Below are 12,395 nucleotides of genomic sequence, written 5' to 3' on the forward strand. Positions count from 1 at the left end.
TTGTTTGGTTGGTGTGAGTTTAAAAGTGGTTTTTGTTTTTGCCCATTTTGCAATTTTTTTAAATATTAGTTTTTTAAATTGTTAAATTGATTTTAATTAGTCCAATGTTTAGGATGTAGTTAGTTGGGATTTGTCTAAATTAAAAGTTTGATTGCATCTTTAAATTTTGGATTTATTTTTCTTCGTTAAGAATCTTTTTTAAATATTTACCAGTATAACTTTTTTCATTTTGGCTTACTTGTTCTGGGGTTCCTGTTGCAACTACATATCCGCCACAAACTCCTCCTTCAGGACCCAAATCAATGATATAATCAGCATTTTTAATTACATCTAAATTATGTTCAATTACAATAATAGTAGCTTTTTGATCTGTCATTTGATGAAGAACTTTAAGCAATTGTCTAACATCTTCTGAATGAAGTCCTGTGGTAGGTTCATCTAAAATATACAAAGCACCTGGAATAACTTTTTTTTGTAGTTCGCTTGCTAATTTAACTCGTTGGGCTTCTCCTCCGGATAAAGTTGGCGAGGACTGTCCTAATTTAATGTAGCCAAGCCCTACATTTTGTAAAATTTCTAATTGATGTTTAATTTTAGGATGATTTTGGAAAAATAAAACCCCTTCTTCGACACTCATAGCAAGAATATCTGCAATAGTTTTATCTTTGTATTTGATGCTTAAAGTTTCTTTTTGATAACGAGTTCCTTTACAAGCTTCGCACATAACATAGACATCTGGTAAAAAATGCATAGATATTTTTTTAACTCCATCGCCACTACAAGCCTCACATCTACCGCCTTTAACGTTAAAAGAAAAACGCCCTTTTTTATAACCTTTCATTTGGGCTTCTTTAGTTTTGGAGTAAAGTTCTCTAATTTCATCAAAAACACCAGTATAAGTAAGGGGATTACTGCGAGGAGTTTTACCAATTGGGTCTTGTGAAATTTCAACTATTTTTTTGACTTTGTTAAAATCGTTTACTAAATGACTAAAATCTTTTTGTTGAGTTTTGTTTTTTTTGCTGTATTTTTGTTGTAAACAATCAAGTAAAACATCATTTACTAAAGTAGATTTTCCCGAACCAGAAACGCCTGTAACTACAATTAATTGTTGCATAGGAAAGCAAACATCAATTGATTTAAGATTATTTTTAGAAGCTTTGGTAACTAAAATATGATCTTTATTGCCTTTTCTTCTAGTTTTGGGAACTGTAATTTGGATTTGTTTAGATAAGTATTTTCCTGTAAGGCTATTTTTGTTTTGCATTACTTCTTGGGGTGTGCCAAAAGCTTGTACTTTCCCTCCCAAAATGCCTGCTTGAGGACCAATATCAATTAAATAATCAGAGGCAAGCATTGTATCATGATCGTGTTCTACTACAATTAAAGAATTGCCTAAATCTCGCATTTTTTGAAGTGATTTAATTAAAAGATCGTTGTCTTTTTGGTGCAATCCAATAGAAGGTTCATCAAGGACATAAAGTACTCCTGAAAGTTGGGAGCCAATTTGAGTAGCAAGTCTAATTCTTTGTGCTTCTCCTCCCGAAAGAGTTGCTCCACTGCGCGATAAAGAAAGATATCCTAACCCAATTTCTTGTAAAAAAGTAAGACGATTAATAACTTCTTTGAGAGCTAAATTAATAATTTTTGTCTCTTCGTTGGACAATTCTAAATTTTGGAAAAAAGCAAGGGTTTGTTCAATTGATAAATCAGTTATTTCATAAATATTTTTATTATTAATTTTAAAAAGTAAAGCCCCTTGATTAAGTCTTTGTCCTTGGCATGTTTTGCATTTTTTTTCCATCATATAATTAGAAAGCAATTTTTTGAGCCATTCGCTGGTTGTTTCTTCAAAACGTCTTTTAAGCATAGAAGCTATACCTTCAAAAAAATCATATTTAGGAGTTTTGGTGGTGGTATTTTTGGAAAAACGAGAAAAACGCAAAGGAGGCGTTAAAGGAATTTGGTTAGGTGAACCATAAAGAATAATATTTAGTTTTTGGGGATCTATTTTTTTTAAAGGAACAGTCATATCAATTTGATAATGATTGCATACAACTTTTAATTCTTGTTCTTTGCTAGCAAAATTATTATATTCATTATTACTTTTAAAAATTAAAATTGCACCTTTATTTAATGGTTTTTCATAATCTAGAATCATATCGCAATCAATTTCTGCTGTTTTTCCAATCCCTTTACAAATTTGGCAAGCTCCTAAAGGAGTATTAAATGAAAAAAGTCTTGATTCGCGCAAGGGAATATCAAAATTAATACCTTCTAAATGATAATTGCAATTTAGTTTTAATATTTGATGGTTTTTATTGTTGTTTTCATTCTTATTACTATCATTACTATTTTTACTTTGATAATTCATAATAAAAACTTTTCCTTGAGCTAAATTTAGAGCTTGTTCTAAGGCTTCAAAAAGACGAGTTTGATTATCTGAATTAACTTCAAAACGATCAATTACTACATAAATATTATGATATTGATTTTTTGATAAAGAAGGAATATCATCCATTAAATAAATAGTATCATTAATCATTACTCTATTAAAACCATCTTTGGCAAGAGCTTCTAAGGTTTTTTGATGGGTACCTTTTTTTCTTTCAATTATAGGAGCAAGAATTAATATTAGTTGCTTGGAAAATATTTGATTAGTTTTAGTAATCATTTGTTCTTTGGTTTGTTTTTCTAAGACAATATTTTTTTCAGGATGAAAAGGAACTGCAATATTGGCATAAATTAATCTTAAATAATCATATATTTCTGTAATAGTTCCCACAGTAGAACGAGGATTATTAGAAGTTGTTTTTTGGTCAATACTAATAGAAGGACTCAAGCCTTCAATACTATCTACATCAGGTTTTTCAAAACTACCTAAAAATTGTCTAGCATAAGCACTTAATGATTCTACATATCTTCTTTTTCCTTCTTGATATAAAGTATCAAAAGCTAAAGAAGATTTGCCAGAACCTGATAATCCTGTTATAATAACTAATTTATTTTTGGGAATATCAATATTAATATTTTTTAAATTATTTTGACGAGCTCCGCGAACTTTAATAAATTGATGTTTATTGGTTTTCATTTTAATTCCTTTAATATATTCCTTTATATTTATATCGGCTTATATATATTATTTATAAATAATAATTTCTTTGTTAATTATAACAAAAAAGATTAGTAAAAAGTAAGAAAAGATAAGAAAAATGATATAAAAGATGAGAAAATTAATGGAAAATGAGCAAAAAACTTGCAAAAAAAAGAGTAAAATAAAGGTAAGGGAGTTTTTTTATTCCCTGAAAACTAAAAGGAGAGTAAAGGAATGTTTTTTTGGAATCCATTTATTAAAGATAAAAAAACTAAATAAACCTGTAGTTGTAATTGCAATTGTATTTTTTGTTATTTGTTTTATATTCACATCAATCGAAGAGTTTCAAAAAAAACAAAACACAAAGTAAAAAAGTAGAGGAGTCAAATGAATACGCAAAAAAAATAATAGGTAAAATAGATGATGAAATTGAAAACAATAATGAAATGATATCAGGCAGACCGAAAATGACAAAAAAAACAACTTATGCTAGAACAAATTAATTCCCAACAAATATCATTAAAACTAAGATTATCACAAATTAAAAAACCATTAAAAGATTCTGAAAATGATTTAGAAACTGCAATATCAAATTCAGACGGTAAAAAAACAAAAGAAATAAAAGAAGTTCAAGAAAGATTAATAAAAGAAGTTAATGATATTTTAGAAGAATTGGAAAAACTTAGAGAAAAAGAGCAATTACTTAATTAAATATAACTAATAAATTAAATAAAAAGGAATTGAAAATGCATTTACAACAAAAAAATAATAAAAATTTTATAATATTAACAGTAGAATTTACAGTATTAATGTTAGGATTAATTTTAGGTATTTGTTGGGTTTTAAAATCTAAACAAGAACCTGCCAAAGAAGACACAAGCAAAACAACTACAAGCACAACAGGAAGTAATAACTAACTGTTTCATTTATTTAGATAACTTAATTCTAAATTTGAATTTGAATACTATATGGCAAATGCACCTTTAGATATTAAAAATAAAATGGATGACATAAAACAAGAAATCGAAAGAAAAGAAATTGAACCAACCCAAGAAGACGGTTTAAACTTCGTGAAACACATAATGCAATCTTTTTTACTACCTAAACTAAAAAAATAAATTATCACCAAAAGCATATAACGAATATAAACAACAGATTGATGAAGCCTTAGAACGCATTAAAGCTGCAACTTTTCAAAACCAACAATTACCAGAAATGATTAAAATAGATGATGAAATTAAACACAATAACGACTTAATTAACAACATAGATAAAGATAAATCATTCATTGATAAAGGAAAAAATGAATCAGAAAATAACTAAACAAGCTTGGACCGCAACAAAATTAATGAATTAAAAGAAATAAAAAAAGAGATTGAAGATTATCAAAGAAAAATTGAAGAATTACAAAGAAAAATTGCTACTAAAGAAAAAGACCCCAAAATAGAACAATATCAAAAGGAATATGATGAACATATTAAAATTTTAATTTATATCAGCAACAAATGAGGGGAATAACACCAGAAAAGGAATTACAAACTAAAATCGAAGCCAAGTTAGCTGCAAAACAAAAAGCAATTAAGGCAAAAAATAATCTAGAAACTGAAATTAAAAGAGACAAGATAAAATTAGATTATGCCTTAAAAGAACAACAAAATCTTTATAATGTAATATACAAAGAATTATCTCCCAAAGGAAAAGAAGAATTAGACAAAAATACTAAATAACAATTGATTAACTAAACAATCCATATATAAAGATAAAAACTATTTTCATTAAGAAAATAGTTTTTTTATATCTTAGATTAAATTTTAATTATTTCTTTATTTGTTCCCAAACAGTAGCAGATATATAATATAAAGGAATTGAACACAAACAAACAACAACACCCCAAGCTAATAAATTAGAAAAACTAAAGTTAAAACCTTTTTTATTTGATTTAACATTTTTATTATCTTTGGTTAATTTAGTTTTATTATTATATTTATTACTTTGTTTTAAATCATTATTGTTTTGTTTTTTCTTTTTCTTATTATTATTCTTATTATTTTTATTTGTTTTCATTACCCTATTTTCTTTCCTTAATATATGTCATTATAATTTATAATCAAGTCAAAGACTTACTTATATTTTAACTGGAAATAAGTTTTTTTCAACAATTTATTGCAACAAAATTAATTTATTACTAAAATACTTCCAAATTACCAAAATACTGGTATAATATATATGATTTAAGGAGGTTTCTAACTTGCAAAACTATATTCCAAAAAAAATATTACAACTTCAATTCCAAACTTTAACTCCCATCCAAAAAGAAGTCTTTTCACAATTTGAAAAACCAGGTAATCTAGTAGGAATTGCTCCTACAGGAACAGGCAAAACCCATGCTTATCTTTTACCGATATTAAGTAAAATTGATTTCCAAAAACCATTTACTCAAGCAATTATTTTAGTCCCTACCAATGATTTAGTATTTCAAGTATGGGAAATGTTTAAACAAATTGAAAAAACTAATTTTACCAAAATTCTTTACGGAGGAATGGATAAACAAAAAACAATTGCTACTTTTGAAAAAAAACAACCTCCATTAATTATTGCAACTCCCGATAAGTTATTAGAATACGCGTTTAAACTCAAAAAAATTAACTTAAAATATGTATCTTATTTAGTCCTTGATGAAGCTGATATGATGTTTGATGAGGTATTTTTAACTTCTCTAGACCCTTTAATTAATCATCTTAAAGCCAAAATTTTATTATTTTCAGCTACCATTACCGAACAATTAAAACCTTTTATTAATCGTTATTTTGGTAAATCTACTTTTATTGATGTTTATAAACAAAGTAATCTTAATCGTACTTTTTATTTATTAGAAACAACTACAAGCAGAATGCAGACCTTAATTCATCTTACCAAAGTCCTTAATCCTTATTTAGCACTCGTATTTGTCAATGAAAAAAAAGAACAAGAATTAGTATTTCAAACTTTACAAAATGACAGTCTCAAATTGCTTAATTACAACTCTGCTTTATCAGTTAAACAAAGAAAACAAAGCCTTAAAGCTATCCATAAATTAAAATATCAGTACGTAATTGCATCAGATCTTGCAGCTAGAGGAATTGATTTTGATGCTTCTTGTGTTATTCACTACAACTTACCTTCACACCTTGAATTTTTTTTCCACAGAAGTGGTAGAACATCAAGAATGGGCAAAAAAGGTGAAATCATTGTTTTGTACGACCCCCAAGACATTAAACAAAAAGACAAAATTAATAAATTAATTCAATTAGGAATTACTTTTCATCAAGCCTCTTTAAATAAAGATGGTTTTATAAGAACTCAAAATTACAAAACTATTACAACTACCAAAACTGATAAGCCAAATAAAAAAAATAAAAATACCAAAAACATTCAAAAAAATCAAAACAATCAAACTAACCAAAAAAACAATTACAACCAATCTAGCCAAAAACAATTTTTCAAACAAAACAAATTTACCAAAGAATCCAAACTTCCTAAAAAAGAAAATAATAAAGATTCTACTTTGGAAACACCAAATAAAACTCAAAACACAGTCCAAGAAACAAACAACAACAAAAAAACTAAAAGCAAACAAGTAAAACCCAATTATAAGAAAAAGAACCAAAAAGAAAACCAATCCCCCAAAAGCAAAAGTACTTTTTTACAAACAAAATTCAAACCAAAAGCCAAATACAAATCACAAAAACCATCAAAAAAATAAATTAACGAATTACAAAACTAATTATCAAGAAAAAACTAAACTAATTTATAACTAATAAATCAAAAAACAAAACAATAAAGGAGCTTTTATCATGTTATTTTTGGGAAGCCATGTTGCTATGAAAAAACCACATAATTTTCAAGGAGCCATCCAAACTGCCATTTCTTATGGTGCTAATGCTTTGATGGTTTATAGCGGTGCTCCACAAAATACGATAAGAACCAAAACCGAAGAATTAAAAATTAAAGAAGCCTTAGAAATTGTCCAAAACAACAATTTATCTTTAAATAATTTGGTAGGGCACGCTCCTTATATTATCAATCTTGCTAATCCCGACGAGACTAAAAGGAATTTTGCAATTGATTTTTTATCCCAAGAATTAGAACGTTTTGCAGCAATGAAAATTAATAAAATGGTTTTACATCCAGGAAACTATCTCAAAACAAACCTCCAAGAAGGAATTAGTTTAATTGCTCAAAGCCTTGATTTAATTTTTGAAAAAACTAAACATTTAAAAACTCAAGTTGCCTTAGAAACTATGGCAGGCAAGGGAACTGAAATTGGGAAAAACCTAGAAGAATTGCAACAAATAAGAACCCAAGTTAAAAACAACACAAGAGTTTCTTTTTGTCTTGATACTTGTCATCTTTTTGATGCTGGCTATGATTTAAAAGAAAACTTAGAAGAAATTATCCAAAAGATAGATTCCATTTTAGGATTTCAAAATATCTCTGTAATTCATATTAACGACTCTAAAAACGAATGTAATAGTCACAAAGACCGCCATGAAAACATCGGTTTTGGCAAAATCGGTTTTGAAACTTTACTCAAAATTATCTATCATCGTGCTTTTGCTTGTATCCCTAAAATTTTAGAAACTCCCTATATCAATGACAAAGCACCTTATAAACGCGAAATTGAAATGATTAAAGCCAAAGTTTTTAACCCCGAATTAAAAAAATTATTTTAAAAACAAACTAATTATTAAAACAAGTTTGAAAAAATCCAAAATCACTTATAATTAATATTGGTGTTTATTTTTTATTAAAATATTTTCTAAAACTATTTTAGACTTTTAATATAGCATTTTAATAATGTTGAACATCGAAAAATACAATTATTAGTAAGGTTTTAAAATCATCGATAAAAAACAAATTATAAGCAATATATTTTCTTTTTGGAACACATTAAATCCCAATTATCAAATGATAATTATTGCTTTTATCATCGGATTATTTTTTTTCTTTTTACATAGTATCATCAAAATAATTATTGGTATTATTTTATTAATTTTAATATTAAAATTTGGTTTAAAAGTTGATTTTTTAAGAAATATTAACTAACCTTACCAAACTAGATAAAATATTTACTTTCTAATTAAAAAAATAATTTATTATTTAACAACTCTTTTGCAAATTAAAGAGTTGTTTTTTTAATTTTAATTAGGAATACCAAAATATAAAAAGAGTACTTTTTAACATTTAGGCTATTTTTTAATATTATTTAATAAAATGTTATGAATAAAAAAATGCATAAATGAATTTAAAAACATTTTATTAATAAAATTAAACCAAACCAAACCCAACAACAAAAATTTTTTTGCAATTCTTAATATTTTTCTATCTAATTTACAAATGCCAAAATAAGTATCTTAACTTTTTTCAAACAAAAATTATAAAAAATGCTATAATAGTTTTATAAAATATGTTTATATATCTTAAAATATCAAAAATGTTTATCAAAAAATTAACGAGACAAATTTTAGGTAAAAAGTTTTTAATAATTTCATTATTTTATCATTTATTGTCATCATTCAGGAATCATTTTTTATTTTACAATCCAAAAAGAAAGGAACTGCAATCATGAATTTACAAACCATCAAAAGCAAAATCCAAAATGCAATCCAAAAAGTTTTATTAGAAGAATTAATTTTACAAGAACAACTGGAAAATGACAAATTTGATTTTTCTTTACCTTTGTTTGCTTATGCCAAAAAAACCAAAACTAACCCTCATATTATTTTTGAAAATATCAAAAAAAACCTTGTCAAAATAAACGAAATCCAAGAATTAATGTTTTTAAACGGTTTTATAAATATCAAAATCAAAAGAGCTTCATTAGCTTACGAAATATTACTCAAAATCAACGAATTACAAGCTAATTATGGCAATTTTCCCAATCAAAATCAAATCATAGTTATTGATTATTCTTCTCCTAATATTGCTAAAAACTTTTCTGTTGGTCATCTGCGTTCTACTGTTATTGGAAACGCTCTCAAAAATATTTATCAAAAATTAGGTTTTGAGGTAGTAGGAATCAATCACTTAGGAGATTGGGGAACCCAATTTGGTAAAATGATTGTAGCTTATCAAAAATGGGGCAACAAAGAAAAAATACTAAAAGACCCAATTAACGAACTACAAAAATTATATGTTTTTTTCCATCAACAAGCCAAAACCAATCCTGAATTAAACGAACAAGCCAATTTTGCTTTTTTACAATTAGAACAACAAAACCAAAAATATCTCGATTTGTGGAAATGGTTCCGCGAAGTGTCTTTACAAGAATTTTGCAAAATTTATGATATTTTGGGGATTTCATTTGATTTTTTCTTGGGAGAATCTTTTTATAATGACAAAATCGCTCCTCTTTTTGAAGAATTAGAACAAAAAAAACTTTTAAAAGAAGAAGACCAAGTTTTGCTTATAGAACTTGATAATTTACCTCCTGGTTTAGTGAAAAAAACTAATGGCAGCACCTTGTATTTAACAAGAGATCTAACTACTTTTAAATATCGTTTTAACACTTTTAATTGTCAAAATGTTTTATATGTTGTAGGCAACGAACAAAAACTTTACTTTAAACAATTAGCCCAAATAATTGAAAAAATGGGATACTGTGACACTAAAATAAAACACATTAATTTTGGTTTAGTTTTGATGGATGGCAAAAAAATTTCTACTAGACATCACAAATTTACTACCTTAATTGAAGTAATTAATCAAGCTACTATTTTAGCCCAAAAAATCATTGAAGAAAAAAATCCTCATTTATCAAATCTTAACCAAACTGCACGCAAAATCGCTGTAGGAGCCATCATTTTTAACGACCTTAAAAACGATAGACATCTAGATATTGATTTTAATTTAGAAACTATTTTACAATTTAAAGGACAAACAGGACCTTATCTTCAATACACAGCAGCACGTCTAAATTCCCTTTTAAACAAAGAAAAACTAGACACAAACTTAATTGACAAAACCATTTATCAAAAAGACCATTATTTTATTTTAGTAAAATTATTAGACCAGTTTCCTTTAATTTTGCAAAAAGCCCAAAAAGACAATATGCCAAGTATTTTGGCAAGATATATGTTAAAAATAACTCAAAATGTTAACTTTTTATATTCACAAGAAAAGATTTTAACAGATGATAAAACCACTACAAACACTAATCTTTTATTAATCCAAGCAGTTTTTATCACTCTTAAAGAAAGTTTAAGAATTTTAGGGGTTCCTTTTTTAGAAAATATGTAGTAATTTTTAAAAAATACCTTATTTTTCATAAAACAATTAAATCCCAAAGAAAAGTCTGCAAAGACTTTTTTTATTTTGGATTGAAAAATCAAATCCACAAATCCAAAACTAAAAAACTAAAAAAAGAAAACCCAAACAACTACCCAATAATTAAAAGAAGGAAGTGATTATTTTCATTGATAAAAAACATTTTTTTAAAAACATTTTCCAAAATACCAATAAAACCCAAATGTTAAAAATTACTGCATTATTAATTAGTTTTTTATTTTTAATATGGCTGAATTTATCCATATTTGGATATTTCCATATAAAAAATAATTCCAAAAAGAAAACCATTTTAAAAGTAGGAGTTAACAACAATTCTGCTCCTAATGTTTTTAAAGTTTTAGAACAAAATGAGGGAAAGAAGGCCAAAAAAGCTGTAAACAGTGAATATATAGCGGGTTTTGATATTGATTTAATCAATAATATAGCTGATAAACTAGATTTAGAATTAGAATTTCATGTCTTTGATTTTGCAGGACTTCTTAATGCCTTAGAACAAGAAACAATTGACATCGCAGTTGCGTCTTTGAGTATTACAGACAAAAGAAAAGAAAAATACGATGTTTCTAAAGCCTATATGCAAACTGGAACCAGCATAGTAGTAAGAAACAAAAGATTTGATGATTTATTGGATAATTTAAGAAAACAACAAGAGCCAAACAATAACAAAGAAATAAAAATAAATTATAATGAATTTTGCCAAAAATTAAAAGATTTAGAAAAAGAAAAACCCATTAAATTTATAACATTTCTAAATACTGTTGCAATCCCAGTAATTGAAAAAATCAAATCAGATACTAATAAAGAAAAAGAATATGTCATCAAAAATAACGAATTAACAAGTTCATCTGCATGTTTTACTGATATTTTACAAGGAAAATCAGATATGTTTATAACAGATAATTGTTTAGCTAGATGGGCTTGTGAAATAAATCAAGATTTGACATATTTTGATGTGCATTCTGATAACTTAGAACATTCTACTTGTCCCCAAGGTTTAGGAATATTTTTTCCTAAAAAAAATGATGAAGATAGAAGAATACCAAATTTACAAGAAAAGATAAATGCAGCGTTGGTAAAATTGGATTTAATTAAAAAAGATGAAAAAGGCGAATTCCAAGACATCATAGACTTAAAGAAAAAAAATCATGAATTAAAAGAAACTAGCAAAGAAGAAGTTAGTTCAGAAGATAAAAATAAAATAGAAGAAATAGAAAAAAAAGTAAAAAAACGACTAGATGAAGTCTTTAATGAAAACAAAGAAACAATTGAACTACCAACAAAAAAGATTTTCATCCAAGCCCAAAAAACCATTCCATCTTATCTAAAAGGACTCAAAACTACTTTAATTTTAGCTATTGACAGTCTTATTGTTGGCTTTTTATTAGCTATTATATGCACTTTAATTAAAAATATAAAATTAGATTATCACAAAAATAATTTCTTGATAGTTGCTATAATAAAAATATTAAATACTTCCATAAATGCTTTGTTTTTTGTCTTAAAGGGCATTCCTGTAGCCGCTCAAGCAATGCTTATTTATTACAGCATTACTTTTCTTTTTAAAGGAAATTTTAATCCTTTACACGCAGGAATTTTTGTTTTAATACTTAATTCTTTAGCAAGTATTACAATGATTTTAATGCAAAATATTAAATTCTTAGATAAAGGACAAATTGAAGCTGCTCATTCTTTGGGGATGAACCAAAAGCAAGTTTTTCTCTCTATTGTCTTTCCTCAAACTTTAAAAAGGTCAGTTCCTTTTATTTTGCAACAATTAATCACAAACATTAAGGATAGTTCTTTTTTTGCCATTATAGGAGTTGCCGAACTTTCTTGGAAAGCACAAAGCAATATGGGAGCTACCTTAAATCCAATCTTGCCTTTTGTAATGATATCTTGTTTTTATTTAATAATTATTAGTATGACTGGTTTTTTAAGCAAAATGTTAGAAAAAAATATTAAATTGAAAAAATAA

11 protein-coding genes are annotated in these 12,395 nt (G+C 26.3%); 9 read left to right on the plus strand and 2 right to left on the minus strand.

All coding sequences use genetic code 11. From position 1 onward, the window contains the following. Positions 1-172: 172 nt before the first annotated feature. Positions 173-3,091, minus strand: coding sequence for an excinuclease ABC subunit UvrA (gene uvrA, locus BHE82_RS02160; protein WP_071345622.1), 2,919 nt, complete (start codon positions 3,089-3,091; stop codon positions 173-175). A 489-nt stretch (positions 3,092-3,580) separates the two neighbouring features. Between uvrA and BHE82_RS02170 the strand changes: the two genes are divergently transcribed. The 5 genes from BHE82_RS02170 (at position 3,581) to BHE82_RS02180 (ending at position 4,821) form a co-directional block, all read left to right on the plus strand. Continuing rightward, positions 3,581-3,805: a hypothetical protein gene (locus BHE82_RS02170; RefSeq protein WP_071345624.1), complete on the plus strand. Its 225-nt coding sequence runs from the start codon at positions 3,581-3,583 to the stop codon at positions 3,803-3,805. 35 nt (positions 3,806-3,840) lie between these two features. Further along, positions 3,841-4,011, plus strand: coding sequence for a hypothetical protein (locus BHE82_RS03225; RefSeq protein WP_165383244.1), 171 nt, complete (start codon positions 3,841-3,843; stop codon positions 4,009-4,011). 51 nt (positions 4,012-4,062) lie between these two features. Continuing rightward, positions 4,063-4,212 carry a hypothetical protein gene (locus tag BHE82_RS03230; RefSeq protein ID WP_180365492.1) on the plus strand — a complete coding sequence of 50 codons (150 nt, stop codon included), beginning with the start codon at positions 4,063-4,065 and terminating at the stop codon, positions 4,210-4,212. A gap of 211 nt (positions 4,213-4,423) precedes the next feature. Further along, positions 4,424-4,603 carry a hypothetical protein gene (locus BHE82_RS02175; protein ID WP_071345625.1) on the plus strand — a complete coding sequence of 60 codons (180 nt, stop codon included), beginning with the start codon at positions 4,424-4,426 and terminating at the stop codon, positions 4,601-4,603. After that, a complete protein-coding gene (locus BHE82_RS02180; protein WP_071345626.1) occupies positions 4,600-4,821 on the plus strand; it encodes a hypothetical protein in 222 nt (73 codons plus the stop codon). Before BHE82_RS02175 ends, BHE82_RS02180 begins: the two co-directional genes overlap by 4 nt. Before the next feature lie 88 nt (positions 4,822-4,909). Here BHE82_RS02180 and BHE82_RS03235 read toward each other — a convergent pair whose 3' ends face one another. Continuing rightward, the gene (locus BHE82_RS03235; RefSeq protein ID WP_069028188.1) at positions 4,910-5,158 is read right to left on the minus strand and encodes a hypothetical protein; all 249 of its coding nucleotides are present in this window, start codon (positions 5,156-5,158) and stop codon (positions 4,910-4,912) included. Between the two features lie 184 nt (positions 5,159-5,342). On the opposite strand from BHE82_RS03235, the gene BHE82_RS02190 reads away from it, so the two are divergent. The 4 genes from BHE82_RS02190 to BHE82_RS02205 all read left to right on the plus strand — a co-directional run bounded on the left by BHE82_RS02190 (position 5,343) and on the right by BHE82_RS02205 (position 12,395). After that, positions 5,343-6,836, plus strand: a complete 1,494-nt coding sequence (locus BHE82_RS02190) for a DEAD/DEAH box helicase (protein ID WP_084024644.1) — start codon at positions 5,343-5,345, stop codon at positions 6,834-6,836. A gap of 91 nt (positions 6,837-6,927) precedes the next feature. Continuing rightward, positions 6,928-7,806, plus strand: a complete 879-nt coding sequence (locus tag BHE82_RS02195) for a deoxyribonuclease IV (RefSeq protein WP_071345627.1) — start codon at positions 6,928-6,930, stop codon at positions 7,804-7,806. 892 nt (positions 7,807-8,698) lie between these two features. Further along, positions 8,699-10,372 (plus strand): arginine--tRNA ligase, encoded by a 1,674-nt coding sequence (argS, locus tag BHE82_RS02200; protein WP_071345628.1) that lies wholly within the window; start codon positions 8,699-8,701, stop codon positions 10,370-10,372. A 163-nt stretch (positions 10,373-10,535) separates the two neighbouring features. Next, positions 10,536-12,395, plus strand: a complete 1,860-nt coding sequence (locus tag BHE82_RS02205; protein ID WP_071345629.1) for a transporter substrate-binding domain-containing protein — start codon at positions 10,536-10,538, stop codon at positions 12,393-12,395.

The sequence above is a fragment of the Rice orange leaf phytoplasma genome (genome assembly GCF_001866375.1).
GTDB lineage: Bacteria > Bacillota_I > Bacilli_A > Acholeplasmatales > Acholeplasmataceae > Phytoplasma > Phytoplasma asteris.